This window comes from Stenotrophomonas sp. S39 (assembly GCF_016624665.1).
Lineage (GTDB): Bacteria > Pseudomonadota > Gammaproteobacteria > Xanthomonadales > Xanthomonadaceae > Stenotrophomonas.
Genome location: NZ_JACVTT010000104.1, coordinates 1 through 15,289, shown reverse-complemented (window position 1 = coordinate 15,289; position 15,289 = coordinate 1). Strand labels below are relative to the sequence as shown.

Here is a 15,289-nt window from a genome sequence, read left to right as displayed (position 1 = left end):
ACTTCACCATGGGGGCTCGTAGGCGCCATCCATGGCGCCTGCGGTCCCGCCTGCCCCACCCACCCGGCCACGGACGGTTTCCGTGCGCGTCAGCCACGTGGATCAAAGGAATAGAATCAAAAGCGGGGCCTGCGGCTCCGCTCTATTTGTAGAGTCGAGCCATGCTCGACTGCTTCACGCCAGGAACAGTCACTCATCATGAAATTCAACGCGCTGGCCAAAAAAGCGGCCAAGGGCACCGCGCCGCTCGAGCATGGCGGCAACGTGGAAGTGGAGGACCTGATCCGCTTCGTGCTGGAGCACGGTGCCGAGGGCGCGGCCGAGATCGAGCGGCTGTGTGCGCTGTACCGCTGGCGCGAGGATTTCCAGTACAACGCCGATGGCACGCACTTCGCACCGATGGCACCGTGGGCGCAGGCGTGCGCGGCATTCGGCCACCAGGGCGTTGCAGGGCTGCTGCCGCTGCTGGAGGACCCGCGCCTGGTGACCTATGCGATCAGCGTGCTGGAGGACGTGCGCAGCGAGGCGTCGGTGGCGGCACTGCTGGCGTTCTGCGAACGGGCCGACTTCAGCCAGGACGATCCGCAGTCGCCGCCCTCGCGGGCGCTGGCCGCGCTGAACTCGCTGCTGTCATTCGACAAGGGCGTCGTGGTGCCCGTGGCCATGCAGCAGGTGCTGCTGCGCCTGGTGCAACGCGCGTGGCAACAGGCGCCGTCAATGCGGGGCCGCAGCCTGGCGCTGTATGCCGCACGCGGTGCCTGCATGCCCGAGGCGCTGGACTGGGTGCAGTCGCTGGCACTGCAGGACGACGAACTGGTTGCTGCGCGGACGCCCGTGCTGAAGCGACTCAAGGCCCGGGCGTCGCGCTGAGGCTGCCCGCCAGCAGCCGGCACTACCGATCCATTACCCGGCGCAGCGCGCGCAGAGACCGTGCACTTCCAGGGTCTGCGCCTGCGGCTGGAAGCCCAGCTCCTTGGCGCGCTTTTCCAGCTGGGTGACGATTTCGCGGTCTTCCAGTTCCACCGCGCTGTGGCAGCTGTTGCAGATCAGGAACGGCACCGAATGCGCCGCGCTGCTGGGATGGTGGCAGGCCACGAAGGCATTGACCGATTCCAGCTTGTGCACGAATCCATTGGCCATCAGGAAATCGAGCGCGCGGTACACGGTGGGGGGGGCGTCGGCGCCCACGCCCTTGCCGTTGCGCACCCACTCCAGCAGCTCGTAGGCCTTGACCGGCTTGCCGGCCTCGGCGATCAGCTTGAGCACGTTGGCGCGGATCGGGGTCAGGCGCAGGCCGCGCTCGCGCGAGACACGCTCCACCACCGCCACGAAATCCGATGCGTCGTGGACGTGGTGGTGCGGGGCGGTACAGGCAGAAGCAGATTTGGCAGGCATGCGCGTTCTCCGGTTCAGGTCTGGGCGGCAGGGCTCAGGCCGTTGCTACCTTGGTGATGGCCACATCGATGCGTTTCAAGGCCTGTTCGCGGCCAGCCAGGTACACGGTATGGGAAATGTCAGGGCTGACCTGGGTGCCGGTGATGGCCACGCGCAGCGGCTGGGCGACCTTGCCCATGCCCATTTCCAGGGCGGCGGCAGCGTCGTGCAGGGCCACGCCCACGGCTTCGGCGGTCCATTCCGGCAGGGCGGCCAGCAGCTCGCGGGCCTTGCCCAGCGGCAGTTCGGCGCCGGCCTTGAAGTGCTTGGCCACGGCCGCGTCGTCGTACGCGGTCAGCGGCTGGTACCAGACCACGGCCTTCTCGGCCATTTCCTTCAGGGTCTGCACGCGCTCGCGCAGGGCAATCACCACGTCCACCGGGGCCGGGCCAGCGGCCACGTCCAGGCCCAGCTTTTCCAGCTGGTAGACCAGGTGCGGCACGATGCTGGCCGGCTCCTCGGTCTTCAGGAAGTGCTGGTTGACCCAGCCCAGCTTGGCCATGTCCAGGCGCGAGGCCTTGGAATTGCAGTTGGTCACGTCGAACAGCTCGACCAGCTCCTGGCGGCTGAACAGCTCCTGGTCACCGTGCGACCAGCCCAGGCGGGCCAGGTAGCTCAGCAGCGCGTCGGGCAGGTAGCCGGCGTCCTTGTACTGCATCACGTCGGCCGCGCCGGTGCGCTTGGACAGCTTGGCGCCCTGCTCGTCCAGGATCATCGGCATGTGGCCGAACTTCGGCACCGGCGCGCCGATGCCTTCGTACAGGTTGATCTGGCGCGGGGTGTTGTTGATGTGGTCGTCGCCGCGGATGACCTCGCTGATGCCCATGTCCCAGTCGTCCACCACCACCGCGAAGTTGTAGGTGGGGTAGCCGTCCGGGCGGAAGATGACCATGTCATCCAGCTCGCTGTTGGCGATCTCGATGCGGCCCTTGATCAGGTCGTCGAACACCACGGTGCCGTCCAGCGGGTTCTTGAAGCGGATGACGCGGTTCGGGTCATCTTTGCGCGGCAGGCCCAGCTCGCGCGCGGCGCCGTTGTAGCGCGGCTTCTCCTGCTTGGCCATGGCGGCCTCGCGCATCGCGTCCAGCTCTTCGCGGGTTTCGTAGGCGTAGTACGCCTTGCCGTCGGCCACCAGCTGTTCGGCCACTTCCAGGTAACGGGCGACGCGGTCGGTCTGGTAGATCGGGCCGACGTCGTAGTCCAGGCCCAGCCAGTCCATCGCCTCCAGGATCGCGTCGATCGCGCCCTGGGTGCTGCGTTCGCGGTCGGTGTCCTCGATGCGCAGCACGAACTCGCCGCCGCGGTGGCGGGCCTCCAGCCAGCAGTAAAGCGCGGTGCGGGCACCGCCGATGTGCAGGTAACCGGTGGGGCTGGGGGCGAAGCGGGTGCGGCAGATCATGGAGGGCTCGGGGAACGGGAATCCCCCGATTTTACCACCAGCCCTGGAAAGGCAAGGAGGGGCGGACGCGGCCAGCCCCTCCCGCCCGGTTTCTCAGGGCTGCGGTTCAGCCTTGCGCGGGAACGACTGCTCGCGCATCGCCGCGTTGTAGGCGAAGGAGGCGACGATGGCCGCGGCCTGCTTCAGGTCGTCCGGCTCGGCGTGGTCCCAGGTATCCAGGTGGCTGTGGTGGACGTTGGTGAAGTAGTCCAGCCGGTCCTGGATGAACTGGAAGCCCGGCAGGCCGATGCGGTCGAAGCTGATGTGGTCGGTACTGCCGGTGTTGCGGGTGGCCACGGTGGTCGCGCCGACGTCATGGAACGGGGCCAGCCAGGCTTCGAAGATCGGCATCGCCGCCAGGTTTTCCTGGGCATAGATGCCACGGAAGCGGCCCGAGCCGTTGTCCATGTTGAAGTAGACCTGGAACTTGCCGTAGTCGCGGGTCTTCTGCAGGGCACCGGTCGGGTCGCGCAGCGACGCCGGCAGCGCCTTCTGCGCCGGGTCGGCGGGTTCCGGGAAACGACCGAAGTGCTTGGCCACGTAGGCCTGCGAGCCGATCAGGCCCTGCTCCTCGCCACTCCACAGGGCCACGCGGATGGTGCGCTTCGGCTTGGCGCCGGTGGCCTTGAGGATGCGCATCGCCTCCATCATCACCGCCACGCCGGCAGCGTTGTCGGCTGCGCCGGTGCCGCTGTGCCAGGAATCCAGGTGGGCGCCGATCATCACCACTTCATCGGGCTTGCTGCTGCCACGGATCTCGGCCAGCGTGTTGTAGCCCGGCTGGTCGGCCTCATCGGTGAAGCGTGCGGCCACGTCGACGCGCAGGCGCACCGGCTGCTTGGCCTCCAGCGCGCGCACCAGCGGGTTGAAGTGCTCGGCGATCATCGCCAGTTCCGGGATGCCCACCGATTCGCCCGCCTTGCGCGAGCCGCCGCCGGCAACACGGATGATGCCGTTGTCCCAGCTGCTGATGCTGATCGCGGCCAGCGCGCCCTCTTCCACGAAGAAGGCGTTGACCTTGGCGGCCAGTTCCTGGCGTTCCTTATATTCCTTCACCCGCTTGGCCCGTTCGGCGACCACGTCCTTGGGCAGGGTGAATTCCTGCAGGCCTTCCAGCGAGGTGGCATCGTGCCGGTGCGAATCCGGCTCGGTACCGCGCTTGTACTCGCGCGCCTCGCCCAGCAGCAGGATCTTGCCGCGCAGCTTGCCGCGGTACTTCTCGATGTCCTCGGGCTTCTTGATCTCCACGTGCACCAGCTCGCCCTCGACCGGGCCCTGGGTGCCGGGCGTCCACGCCTTGGGCAGGGCGTGCAGCGGCTGCACGCGGTCGCCCAGCATTTCCACGCTGGCCGAGGTGAATTCCCAGCCACGGCCGAAATCATCGAAGGCTTCGTCGTGCACGTTGTCCAGCTTCCATTCGCTGAACTTGCCGCGGGTCCACGCATTGGCGCGGCCCATCGCCGGCGAGTTGGTCAGGCGCGGGCCGATGCGCTCGGTGAGGTAGCTGAAGGTGTCCATCACCTGCGAACGGTGGAAGGCCTCCTGGCGGATGCGGCTGACCATGTCCAGGTCCACCGGTTCGCGCTGCTGCGCCACTGCATTGCCACCCATCGCCAGCGCTGTGGCCAGCACGCCCCACTTCAGCCCGTTCCACTTCAACACGCCACACCCCTGCCCTTCGGCTCGATCGTCAACCCATCGAGTCTAGCCAGCGGGGGCGCAGCGCCCCCGTCCCATCGGTCATGGACGACGGATCCAGTAGATCCACGCCATGCGTGGATGCTCCGTGCGCGCTCACCCACACCACCCCAGCCACAACTGCGCGCGCTCCGGCAGCAGCAACAGCCAGTGGCGCTGGTCCACGCTGCTGCAGCCATACACCGCCGCATGCGCCGGCCAGTCCGCCGGCAGCCCGTCGATGCCGATCTCCGACAGCGCCGCCGCGCCGACCTTCCATGGCCGGTAGCGTGGCACCCGCCCGCCCAGCGCGCCGCGTCCCTGCCGCGCGCCGGCCAGCCATTCCAGCCCCTTGCGCTGCAATCCCTCGCAGGTCACCGCTGCCAGCTGGAAGCGGACCAGGCCGGGGGCGATCCGTGCCCCCGGCAGGGCCGCCAGCACACCATGTGCCTGCAGCAGTGCATCCACTTCCAGCAGGGCCGGTATGCCCAGACGTGCCCGTTGCCGCAATCCTTGGCGCCAGCCCATGGTGTGCTCCTTACTTCAGGTCCGCGCCCAGCGCGTACCAGTCGACCCGGCGGGTGACCCACATCGCCAGTGCCAGGATCACGAACAGCAGCAGCGACCCCATCAGCAGCGCGTTGTTTTCCGACACCAGCAGGCCATACAACGCGCCGTACAACAGCGTCAGCATCGCGGCAAAGCCCAGACCACGCTTCCAGTGGCCCAGCACGTGGGCCAGGTACACCGCCTGCAGGCCGATGCAGGCCACAGCCGACACCAGGTAAGCCTTCCAGAAGGTGATGTGCTCGGACAGGCTGATCAGCAGCAGGAAGAAGATCGCCAGCGCCAGGCCGACCATCAGGTACTGCAGCGGGTGGATGCGCAGCGACTTGATCAGTTCGAACAGGATGAAGCCGACGAAGGTGAGCACGACGAACAGGATGCCGTACTTGGAAGCGCGGTCGGCCTGGGTGTAGGCATCGACCGGATCAACCAGCGATACGGTCACCGCCTGCGAATCGACTGCACCCTCGGCACGCAGCTGGGCCTGTGCATCGGAGGCCAGCGAGGACACCGCCCAGTGCGCGTTGAAGCCCTGTGCATCGACGCGCCGCTCGTTGGGCAGGAAGGCGCCGCTGAAGGACGGGTGCGGCCAGCGCGAGCGCAGCGCGATCTTCGTGTCATCGCCCACCGGCACCACCGACAGCGCGCGGCTGCCATCCAGGCGCAACTGCAGTTCGATGCTGCTGCCGGCCAGCGTGCCGCCCTGGCTGTCGCTGAAACCGGCCACCGGCGCATGCAGGCCACGCCCCACCTGGCTGGCCACGCCGACCCCGGGCAGCAGCCGCACCGGCTTGCCGTCCACGCGCAGGTCCGGCGTGCCGACCAGGCCGCGGGCATCGGACACGCCCAGCACCACGTACGGCTGGCCGTAGCTGCGGCCGGGCTTCACCGGGTAATCGTCGGCGGCGAAGGTCGCCTTCAGCTGGCCGTTCCAGCTGTACACCGGCACCTTGAACAGGCCCACTTCGCGCTGGCTGGGCAGCATCTCGCCGCCCACGTCCAGCGAGGCCGGCATCTGCAGCCAATGGCCTTCGGTCACCTGCACCTCGGTCTTCTTGTTGCCCTTGGCGTCGACCACCTCGACGTGCTGGCGCTCGACCCACGGCACCACCCGCACCGGGCCCACCAGGCGCTGCGCACCGGCCCGGCTGTCGGCCACCCGTGCGAACGCTTCGTCGCGGTACGCACTGCGCTCGTTGATGACGCCGCGGATCATCGTCAGCGGGATCAGCAGCAGCAGGATCAGTCCGCCGACGATGGCGAACCGCAACAGCATCTTCAGGGATTTCATCGTCCATCCTCGTTGGAGAGGGCTGCAGGATGGACGGCGGCGGTGAGCGGGGTTTGTGGCGAATTTGAAGCGGATGTGAAGTCAGCGGCGGGCGCGCTGCACCGGCCCACCCAGTGGCAGCCACAGGCTGGCCATGGTGCCGCCCGAGGGCCGCGGCTCGAGGCCGGCGCGGCCATCGTGCAGGCGGGCCACTTCCTGCACGAACGGCAGGCCCAGGCCCGAGCTGCGCCGGCCACTGCCCGGGCGGGCCAGCGAATAGAAGCGCTCGAACACCCGTTCGCGCGCGTAATCGGGTACGCCCGCGCCACGGTCAGCGACCTGCAGGCGCACGCCCTGGCCATCGGCAACCGCCTCCAGTTCGACCACGCTGCCGGCCGCCGAGAATGCCACCGCGTTGTCGATCAGGTTGTGCAGCGCCTGCCGCAACAGATAGGCATCGCCGTACACGCGCAGGTCCGGCACCGCGCCGATGCGCACTTCCACCCCGGCCGCCCGTGCGCGCACCTGGGCGGCAGCGGCGGCATCATCCAGCAGCGCGCCCAGCGCGATCGGATCGCGGGTCTGCAGCCAGCCGTGCTGTTCGACCTCGGCCAGCGCCAGCAGCTTGTCGATGGTTTCGGTCAGCCGCTCCTGCTGGTCGACGATGCTGCGCGCGAAGTGCGCGCGGTCGGCATCGGGCATCGGTTCCTGCAGCAGTTCGGCGGCACCGCGGATGGCGGCCAGCGGGCTTTTCATTTCGTGCGTCAGCGACTGCACGTACTGCTCGACGTAGGCCTTGCCTTCCAGCTTGCGGCGCATGGTTTCCAGGGCCTGGCCGAGATCGCCGATCTCGTCGCGGCGGCGCCGTGGTGGCGGCACCGGCTCGCCGGCGGTGACCGCGCGTGCATAACGGCTGAGCTGGCCCAGGCCGGTGGTCAGCCACATCGTCACCAGTATGCCCACCAGCGCGGACAGGCCGATCAGCCACGCCCCACGCTCCATGATGGCGCGCTGGCTGGCGGCGATGAACGGATCGATGCTGCGGTTGGGCTGGGCCAGGCTGAGCACGCCGATGAGGGTGTGGCCATCGGCGGGGTCGTAGACCGGCGCGGCCACGTGCATCACCGTGTCGCCCTCGCTGCCGGCGATCTCCGGGCTGGAGCGCGCGCCGTACTCGCCGCGCAGCGTGCGGTAGACATCATTCCAGCGCGAATTGTCGCGGCCCATGTCGCGGCCCAGCGAATCGTAGATGACGATGCCGCGCGCATCGGTGATCGTCACCCGGTAATCCAGCGAGCGCTTCGGGAAGCGCCAGACCATCGCCTTCAGGTCGCGCTGGCGGGCCTTGGCCAGGTTGCGGGTGAAGCTGCCGCTGCCGATCGTGCCGGCCTTGACGTCGGCGGCAGCCATTTCGGCGAGCACGTTGGCCGCATCGACCAGGGTCGATTCCATCGCCTGGCGCACGCCCGGCTTCACCTCGTTGACGAACACCCGCATCACGAAGAACGCGGCGATGCCGGTGATCAGGAAGAAGCCCAGGAACAGCTTCAGTACCAGGCGCATGGCTCAGGTCTCCAGCGCGTAGCCCAGGCCACGGTGGGTGCGGATCGGGTCGTCGCTGGCCCCGGCGGCGCGCAGCTTGGCGCGCAGCGTCTTGACGTGGGTATCGACGGTGCGGTCGGCACTGTCGGCGCTGCTGTCCCAGCCGCGGTCCATCAGCTGCGCGCGGCTGAGGATGGCCCCGGGGCGCTGCAGCAGCGCCTCCAGCAGGGCGTATTCGTAGCGGGTCAGGTCCAGCGCATGGCCCTGGTAGCGGATGCGCCGGCCCTCGCGGTCGATGGCGAAGGCCCCGTGTTCGCGCCAGCCGGGCTCGGCCACCGCCGCGGCCGGGGCGGCGGGCGGCACGCGGCGCAGGCGGGCGCGCACCCGGGCCACCAGCTCGCGCGGCGAAAAGGGCTTGGCCATGTAGTCGTCCGCCCCCAGTTCCAGGCCCAGCACGCGGTCCAGCTCATCGTTGCGGGCGGTCAGGAAGATCACCGGCACCTGCGCCTGCGGCCCCGGCAGGGCGCGCAGGCGGCGGCAGACCTCGAAGCCGCTGAGGTCGGGCAGGCCCACGTCCAGCACCACCACGTCCACATCGCCCTCCTGCAGGCGCTGCAGGGCTTGGCCACCCAGCAGGCAGTGGCTGGCCGCGTAGCCTTCGCTGCGCAGGGCGTACAGCACGGTTTCGGCGATGGCGGCTTCGTCCTCGACCACCAGGACCTGGGCAACAGGGTGTGTCATGGCGCGCAGCATAGCCGCTGCGGCCGCCGCCCCGTACACTGCCGCCCATGAACTATCGCCACGCCTTCCATGCCGGCAACCATGCCGATGTCCTCAAGCACATCGTGCAGCTGGCCCTGATCGACAGCTTCAAGCGCAAGGACAGCCCGTTCTTCGTGCTCGACACCCATGGCGGTGCCGGCCGCTACCTGCTGGCCAGCGTAGAGGGCCGCAAGACCCTGGAGGCCGAAGACGGCATCATGCGGCTGATGGCCCAGCCCAAGCTGCCGGAGGTGGTCGAGCGCTACCTGAAGGCCGTGCAGGCCGACAACCCGGTGGGCGCGATGATCACCTACCCCGGTTCGCCGCTGCTGAGCGCCCAGGCCATGCGCGCGCAGGACCGGATGGCCGTCTGCGAGCTGCAGGAAGACGAAGCGGCCTCGCTGAAGGCGCTGTTCGCCCACGACAGCCGCGTCGGCGTGCACCCAGGCGACGGCTATGCCCTGCTGCGCTCGCAGCTGCCGCCGAAGGCCAACGGCACCAAGATCGGCCGTGGCCTGGTCCTGATCGACCCGCCGTATGAAGCGCAGGATGCCGAGTACCAGGCCATCCTGGCCGCCCTGGCCGAGACCCTGGCGCGCTGGCCGCAGGCGACCTGCGCGGTCTGGTTCCCGATCAAGCAGCGCCGCACCATCCTGCATTTCCTGCGCAAGGCTGCCGCCCTGCCGGTGAAATCGGCCATGACCATCGAGTTCCTGGTGCGCCCGGACGATTCCCCGCTGCGCCTCAACGGCAGTGGCATGCTGCTGCTCAATGCCCCCTGGCAGTTCGACCGCGTGGTCGGCCCGGCCCTGCCGGCGCTGCGCCAGCACCTGGGCGAGCCGGGTGCCACGACCCGCCTGGATTGGCTCAAGGCACCCGAATAAGGCACGTTCAAGCGACGATCTGCCGTCTTCACGAGGCTGTACGCACGTGAGCCTTTCGTTCACGGAATGCAGCCCCGGTGATGCCACAATCGATGGACCACCAAGGAATCACCCGGTATGGCCACTCGCAACCGCATGCCGCCCTGGCATGAGATCTTCAAGGCTCCCAGCGGCCACGAGCTGCTGATCCGCCCCATCCGCCCGGAAGACGGCGCGCCGCTGCAGGCCGCCTTCAGCCTCTTCGGGCCGGAAGAAATCCGTGACCGTTTCCTGCAGTCGGTGACCGAGCTTTCGCCGGACACCACCCAGCGCCTGACCCATCCCAACCCCAAGACCGAAATCACCCTGGTGGCCGCCGAGTCGCTGCCCGCCGGTGAGGCGGTCGTGGGTGCGGTGGCCCGCGCCTCGATCATCCCCGGCACCCGTGAGGCCGAGTACGCGATCCTGATCAGCCGCTTCCTGATCGGCCAGGGCCTGGGCCGGCAGCTGATGCGCAAGCTGGTGAAGTGGGGACGCGGCAAGTACCTGGACCGCCTGTATGGCGACGTGGCGGCCGAGAACGAGCCGATGAAGCAGCTGGCGGCCTCGCTGGGCTTCAAGCCGGTACCGCACCCCAACGGCGCCGACGGCCTGGTGCGCATGGTGCTGGAACTGGACAATTAAGGTAGCGCCGGCCGCTGGCCGGCGCATATTCACCGGCAGTCGAGCAAGCTCGACTCTACTCGCGCACACGGTAGCGACACCCCCTTCTGCTAAGATCAGCGGTCCATGTCGCGTACCTCATACCCCGCCCCGCCGCTGCCGCGCGCCGGCCAGCTCCGCGCCTGGTGGCGCGCCCCCGCTTCGCCGACCGCCCTGGCCTGGTACCTGGTCCAGGCGGCGCGCGCGCATGACGCGCCGCTGCTGGTGATCGCCCGTGACAACCACGGCGCCAACCAGCTCGAAGCCGACCTGCAGACCCTGATCGGCAACGAGCCGGACCTGCCGGTGGTCGCTTTCCCGGATTGGGAAACGCTGCCCTACGACCGCTTCAGTCCGCACCCGGACATCATTTCCCAGCGCCTGGCTGCCCTGCACCGCCTGCCCACGCTGAAGCGTGGCCTGGTGGTGGTGCCGGTACAGACGGTGCTGCAGCAGCTGGCCCCGCGCAGCTACGTCATCGGTGGCAGCTTCGACCTGAAGGTCGGCCAGCGCCTGGACCTGGAAGCCGAGAAGCGCCGCCTGGAAAGCGCCGGCTACCGCAACGTGCCGCAGGTGATGGACCCGGGCGATTTCGCCGTGCGTGGCGGCCTGCTCGATGTGTTCCCGATGGGCGCCGACGAGCCGCTGCGGGTCGAGCTGCTGGACGAGGACATCGATTCGATCCGCGCCTTCGACCCGGAAAGCCAGCGTTCACTGGACAAGGTCGAGTCGGTGCACATGCTGCCCGGCCGCGAAGTGCCGATGGACGATGCCAGCATCGCCCGCGTGCTGGGCACGCTGCGCGAGCGCTTCGATGTCGATACCCGGCGCAGCTCGCTGTACCAGGACCTGAAATCCGGGCTGGCCCCGGCCGGCATCGAGTACTACCTGCCGCTGTTCTTCGACCGCACCGCCACCCTGTTCGACTACCTGCCCGCCGGCAGCCTGCCGGTGGTGTGCACCGGTGCGGACGAAGCGGCCGTCGCGTTCTGGGCGCAGACCGGTGACCGTTACGAGCAGCGCCGCCACGATGTGGAACGGCCGCTGCTGCCGCCGTCGTCGCTGTACCTGTCGCCGGAACTGCTGCGCGAGCGCCTGAACGATGCCGCGCGCATCGAGGTGTGGGCGCCTGAGCATGTACGCATTGCCGATGCGCACGCGCTGGGCGACCAGCCGCTGCCGCCGCTGCCGGTGGCCGCGCGCGAGGCACCCGCCGGCGATGCACTGAAATCCTTCCTCGGCCACTACCCGGGCCGGGTGCTGATCGCCGCCGATTCACCGGGCCGCCGCGAGGCCCTGCTGGAAGTCCTGCAGGCCGCCGAGCTGAAGCCGCCGGTGGTGGCCGACCTGCCCAGCTTCCTCGCCAGCGATGCGCGCTTCGCCATCACGGTGGCACCGCTGGAAGACGGCTTCGCGCTGGACGAACCGCGCATCGCGGTACTGACCGAGCGCCAGCTGTTCCCCGAGCGCGCCGGCAGCACCCGTCGCACGCGCCGTGCCGGCCGCGAGCCGGAGGCGATCATCCGTGATCTGGGCGAGCTGACCGAAGGCGCGCCGATCGTGCACGAAGACCATGGCGTCGGCCGCTACCGTGGCCTGATCGCGATGGACGTCGGCGGCATGCCCGGCGAGTTCCTGGAAATCGAATACGCCAAGGGCGACCGCCTGTACGTACCGGTGGCCCAGCTGCACCTGATCAGCCGCTATTCCGGCGCATCGGCGGAAACCGCGCCGCTGCATTCGCTGGGCGGCGAGCAGTGGACCAAGGCCAAGCGCAAGGCGGCCGAAAAGGTGCGCGACGTGGCCGCCGAACTGCTGGAGATCCAGGCCCGCCGCCAGGCGCGTGCCGGCCTGGCACTGCAGGTGGACCGCGCGATGTACGAACCGTTCGCGGCCGGCTTCCCGTTCGAGGAAACCCCGGACCAGCTGGCCGCCATCGACGCCACCCTGCGCGACCTGGCCAGCAGCCAGCCGATGGACCGCGTGGTCTGTGGCGACGTCGGGTTCGGCAAGACCGAAGTGGCCGTGCGCGCGGCGTTTGCCGCCGCCAGTGCCGGCAAGCAGGTGGCGGTGCTGGTGCCGACCACGCTGCTGGCCGAACAGCACTACCGCAATTTCCGCGACCGCTTCGCCGATTACCCGCTGAAGGTGGAAGTGCTCTCGCGCTTCAAGAGCACCAAGGAAATCAAGGCCGAACTGGAGAAGGTCGCCGCTGGCACCATCGACGTGATCGTCGGTACCCATCGCCTGCTGCAGCGGGACGTGAAGTTCAAGGACCTTGGCATGGTCATCGTCGACGAGGAGCAGCGTTTCGGCGTGCGCCAGAAGGAAGCCCTGAAGGCGCTGCGCGCCAACGTGCACCTGCTGACGCTGACCGCCACGCCGATCCCGCGTACCTTGAACATGGCCATGGCCGGCCTGCGCGACCTGTCGATCATCGCCACCCCGCCGCCGAACCGGCTGGCGGTGCAGACCTTCATCACCCAGTGGGACAACGCGCTGCTGCGCGAAGCGTTCCAGCGCGAGCTTGCGCGTGGTGGCCAGCTGTATTTCCTGCACAACGACGTGGAAAGCATCGGCCGCATGCAGCGCGAGCTGTCCGAGCTGGTACCCGAAGCGCGCATCGGCATCGCCCATGGGCAGATGCCCGAGCGCGAGCTGGAAAAGGTGATGCTGGATTTCCAGAAGCAGCGCTTCAACGTGCTGCTGTCGACCACGATCATCGAATCGGGCATCGACATTCCCAACGCCAACACCATCATCATCAACCGCGCCGACCGCTTCGGCCTGGCCCAGCTGCACCAGCTGCGCGGCCGCGTCGGCCGTTCGCACCACCGCGCGTACGCCTACCTGGTGGCGCCGGACCGTCGGTCGATCACCCCCGATGCGGAAAAGCGCCTGGAAGCGATCGCCTCGATGGACGAACTGGGCGCCGGCTTCACCCTGGCCACCCACGATCTGGAAATCCGCGGCGCCGGCGAACTGCTGGGCGAGGACCAGAGCGGACAGATGGCCGAAGTGGGCTTCAGCCTCTACACCGAGCTGCTGGAGCGCGCGGTGCGCAGCATCAAGCAGGGCAAGCTGCCTGACCTGGATGCCGGCGAGGAAGTGCGCGGCGCCGAGGTGGAGCTGCACGTGCCCGCGCTGATTCCGGAAGACTACCTGCCGGACGTGCACACCCGACTGACCCTGTACAAGCGCATTTCCAGCGCACGTGACAGCGATGCGCTGCGCGAGCTGCAGGTGGAGATGATCGATCGCTTCGGCCTGCTGCCGGATCCGGCCAAGCACCTGTTCGCCATCGCCGAACTGAAGCTGCAGGCCAATACCCTGGGCATCCGCAAACTGGACCTGGGCGAGAACGGCGGCCGCATCGTGTTCGAATCCAAGCCGAACATCGACCCGATGGCGGTGATCCAGCTGATCCAGAAGCAGCCCAACCTGTATGCAATGGAAGGGCCGGACAAGCTGCGCATCAAGCACCCGCTGCCGTTGCCGGAAGACCGCTTCAACGCGGCCCGCGCGCTGCTGCTGACCCTGGCGGTGCGCTGACACCACCGCGCACCACCGGTGCCAGCCCGTTGCGGGCGATGGGCTGGCACCCACCGAACCTGCGCCCGAGACAAGGAGTGTTTGCGTGAATCGATTTGCCCCCCTTCTGCTGGCCACCAGCCTGGGCCTGCTGGCCGCCTGCAACAGCGGCATGAGCAATCGCGACTATCTGCTGGAAAACGTCGCCAGCTGGAACAGCATGGTGCATACCGTCGAGCAGTGGACCAGTGGCGCGCGTGGCGAAGCGTTCCATGCCGCCCTGCAGGACGGCAAGAGCCTGGAGCAGTACCGCTTCGGCCTGAAGAACGCGCACCAGGAAGCCACCAACCGCCTGACCCACATCGAACAGCTGCCCCACGGCAAGGATGCTGAGCCGCTGCACCAGAACCTGCGTGACTCGGTGCAGAGTACCGCTGCCATGTTCGCGGTGATGGAGCAGATCGCCGCTCTGCCCGACGGTTACAGCGAAGAACAGGTTGCACCGCTGCTGGAACAGCTGGACCAGGCCATGACGAAGATGGACAAGGACATGCAGGTGCTGAGCGATGCGCAGGACGCGTTCGCCAAGGCCAACCGCGTGACCCTGCAGACCAGCGGCTGAACACAGCACCGCATGCCGTAGCCCACGGTACGCGCGTGGCCCTGCACGACGTGCCACGCGCGCTACCCTATGCGCCCCCACCCCATCCGGGCCCGCAGATGCGGGCCTTGTTGTTTCTGTATGCCAAGGCGGCGCCCCACCCCCATGCTTCATTCCAGTCCTCCCGACCTGCTGCACGCCGGTTCCTGCCTGATCGATGCCCTGTCGATGTCGCTGCAGATGCGTGATGCCTATACCCGCCACCACTGCGACCGCGTCGGCCTGCTTGCGCAGCGCCTGGCCCTCCACTGCGACATGGACAGCGAAGGCTGCGCACACACCGCCCTCGCCGCGCGCTTCCACGACATCGGCAAGATCGGCATTCCCGATGACGTACTGCTGAGCGCGCGCCGCCACACCGAAGAGGACCGCGCAGTCATGCGCGAGCACCCGGTGCGCGGCGAGCATATTTTCCTGGCCACCGGCCGCAGTGATGCGGTGGCGGTGGCGCGGCTGATCCGCGCCCACCACGAGGCACACGATGGCAGCGGCTATCCCGATGGCCTGCAGGGCGAGTCGATCCCGCTGGGCGCACGCATCCTCACCGTGGTCGACGCCTACGATGCGATGACCAGCGCACGTCCCTACCGCCAGGCGATGGAACATGAGGCGGTGCTGCGCATCCTTGATGACCAGGCTGGTGGCCTGATCGACCCCTACGTGCTGGGCCGGTTCCGCGTCATGCTGGCCGGGTAGAGTCGACCGTTGGTCGACTGCCCCTCGCGCAGACCGCGAAAACCCCGCGCTGCGCGCGATAGTCGACCAACGGTCGACTCTACCGGGTCACCGTTCCGCCAGACAGGTAGAGTCGACCGTTGGTCGACTGCCCTTCGCGCAGACCG

The 15,289-nt window shown here is 68.4% G+C and carries 13 protein-coding genes; 6 read left to right on the top strand and 7 right to left on the bottom strand.

Going from position 1 to position 15,289, the window contains the following annotated elements; translation table 11 throughout:
• The first annotated feature begins 198 nt into the window (after positions 1–198).
• The gene (locus IAE41_RS19460) at positions 199–870 is read left to right on the top strand and encodes a hypothetical protein (protein ID WP_200734224.1); all 672 of its coding nucleotides are present in this window, start codon (positions 199–201) and stop codon (positions 868–870) included.
• A 33-nt stretch (positions 871–903) separates the two neighbouring features.
• Here the strand turns inward: IAE41_RS19460 and IAE41_RS19455 are convergent, their stop codons facing one another.
• From IAE41_RS19455 to creB, 7 genes are all read right to left on the bottom strand, one after another.
• Positions 904–1,395: a Fur family transcriptional regulator gene (locus tag IAE41_RS19455; protein WP_200734223.1), complete on the bottom strand. Its 492-nt coding sequence runs from the start codon at positions 1,393–1,395 to the stop codon at positions 904–906.
• Positions 1,396–1,429: 34 nt separating this feature from the next.
• Complete coding sequence (gltX, locus tag IAE41_RS19450; protein ID WP_108746262.1) at positions 1,430–2,833, bottom strand: glutamate--tRNA ligase; 1,404 nt, start codon at positions 2,831–2,833, stop codon at positions 1,430–1,432.
• Between the two features lie 93 nt (positions 2,834–2,926).
• The gene (locus IAE41_RS19445) at positions 2,927–4,483 is read right to left on the bottom strand and encodes a M20/M25/M40 family metallo-hydrolase (RefSeq protein ID WP_200734225.1); all 1,557 of its coding nucleotides are present in this window, start codon (positions 4,481–4,483) and stop codon (positions 2,927–2,929) included.
• A 183-nt stretch (positions 4,484–4,666) separates the two neighbouring features.
• Positions 4,667–5,077 (bottom strand): hypothetical protein, encoded by a 411-nt coding sequence (locus IAE41_RS19440; protein WP_200734222.1) that lies wholly within the window; start codon positions 5,075–5,077, stop codon positions 4,667–4,669.
• A 10-nt stretch (positions 5,078–5,087) separates the two neighbouring features.
• Positions 5,088–6,407 carry a cell envelope integrity protein CreD gene (gene creD, locus IAE41_RS19435; RefSeq protein WP_200734221.1) on the bottom strand — a complete coding sequence of 440 codons (1,320 nt, stop codon included), beginning with the start codon at positions 6,405–6,407 and terminating at the stop codon, positions 5,088–5,090.
• An 81-nt stretch (positions 6,408–6,488) separates the two neighbouring features.
• Positions 6,489–7,949: a two-component system sensor histidine kinase CreC gene (gene creC, locus IAE41_RS19430; protein ID WP_200734220.1), complete on the bottom strand. Its 1,461-nt coding sequence runs from the start codon at positions 7,947–7,949 to the stop codon at positions 6,489–6,491.
• Positions 7,950–7,952: 3 nt separating this feature from the next.
• Positions 7,953–8,681, bottom strand: a complete 729-nt coding sequence (creB, locus tag IAE41_RS19425) for a two-component system response regulator CreB (protein WP_200734219.1) — start codon at positions 8,679–8,681, stop codon at positions 7,953–7,955.
• Positions 8,682–8,716: 35 nt separating this feature from the next.
• Here creB and rlmJ point away from each other — a divergent pair, with 35 nt between their 5' ends.
• The 5 genes from rlmJ (at position 8,717) to IAE41_RS19400 (ending at position 15,143) form a co-directional block, all read left to right on the top strand.
• A complete protein-coding gene (rlmJ, locus tag IAE41_RS19420) occupies positions 8,717–9,574 on the top strand; it encodes a 23S rRNA (adenine(2030)-N(6))-methyltransferase RlmJ (RefSeq protein WP_079221198.1) in 858 nt (285 codons plus the stop codon).
• Positions 9,575–9,691: 117 nt separating this feature from the next.
• A complete protein-coding gene (locus IAE41_RS19415; RefSeq protein WP_079221197.1) occupies positions 9,692–10,237 on the top strand; it encodes a GNAT family N-acetyltransferase in 546 nt (181 codons plus the stop codon).
• 105 nt (positions 10,238–10,342) lie between these two features.
• On the top strand, positions 10,343–13,807 hold the full coding sequence (gene mfd, locus IAE41_RS19410) for a transcription-repair coupling factor (protein ID WP_200734218.1): 3,465 nt from the start codon (positions 10,343–10,345) through the stop codon (positions 13,805–13,807).
• Between the two features lie 85 nt (positions 13,808–13,892).
• Positions 13,893–14,408 carry a hypothetical protein gene (locus tag IAE41_RS19405; protein WP_079221195.1) on the top strand — a complete coding sequence of 172 codons (516 nt, stop codon included), beginning with the start codon at positions 13,893–13,895 and terminating at the stop codon, positions 14,406–14,408.
• A 144-nt stretch (positions 14,409–14,552) separates the two neighbouring features.
• The gene (locus tag IAE41_RS19400; RefSeq protein WP_200734217.1) at positions 14,553–15,143 is read left to right on the top strand and encodes an HD domain-containing phosphohydrolase; all 591 of its coding nucleotides are present in this window, start codon (positions 14,553–14,555) and stop codon (positions 15,141–15,143) included.
• Positions 15,144–15,289 lie beyond the last annotated feature (146 nt).

Excerpts from the sequence above, each read along its gene's own strand:
- IAE41_RS19460 (WP_200734224.1), top strand. The coding sequence starts at position 199 with ATGAAATTCAACGCGCTGGCCAAAAAAGCGGCCAAGGGCACCGCGCCG.
- IAE41_RS19455 (WP_200734223.1), bottom strand. The coding sequence starts at position 1,395 with ATGCCTGCCAAATCTGCTTCTGCCTGTACCGCCCCGCACCACCACGTC.
- gltX (WP_108746262.1), bottom strand. The coding sequence starts at position 2,833 with ATGATCTGCCGCACCCGCTTCGCCCCCAGCCCCACCGGTTACCTGCAC.
- IAE41_RS19445 (WP_200734225.1), bottom strand. The coding sequence starts at position 4,483 with ATGGGTGGCAATGCAGTGGCGCAGCAGCGCGAACCGGTGGACCTGGAC.
- IAE41_RS19440 (WP_200734222.1), bottom strand. The coding sequence starts at position 5,077 with ATGGGCTGGCGCCAAGGATTGCGGCAACGGGCACGTCTGGGCATACCG.
- creD (WP_200734221.1), bottom strand. The coding sequence starts at position 6,407 with ATGAAATCCCTGAAGATGCTGTTGCGGTTCGCCATCGTCGGCGGACTG.
- creC (WP_200734220.1), bottom strand. The coding sequence starts at position 7,949 with ATGCGCCTGGTACTGAAGCTGTTCCTGGGCTTCTTCCTGATCACCGGC.
- creB (WP_200734219.1), bottom strand. The coding sequence starts at position 8,681 with ATGCTGCGCGCCATGACACACCCTGTTGCCCAGGTCCTGGTGGTCGAG.
- rlmJ (WP_079221198.1), top strand. The coding sequence starts at position 8,717 with ATGAACTATCGCCACGCCTTCCATGCCGGCAACCATGCCGATGTCCTC.
- IAE41_RS19415 (WP_079221197.1), top strand. The coding sequence starts at position 9,692 with ATGGCCACTCGCAACCGCATGCCGCCCTGGCATGAGATCTTCAAGGCT.
- mfd (WP_200734218.1), top strand. The coding sequence starts at position 10,343 with ATGTCGCGTACCTCATACCCCGCCCCGCCGCTGCCGCGCGCCGGCCAG.
- IAE41_RS19400 (WP_200734217.1), top strand. The coding sequence starts at position 14,553 with ATGCTTCATTCCAGTCCTCCCGACCTGCTGCACGCCGGTTCCTGCCTG.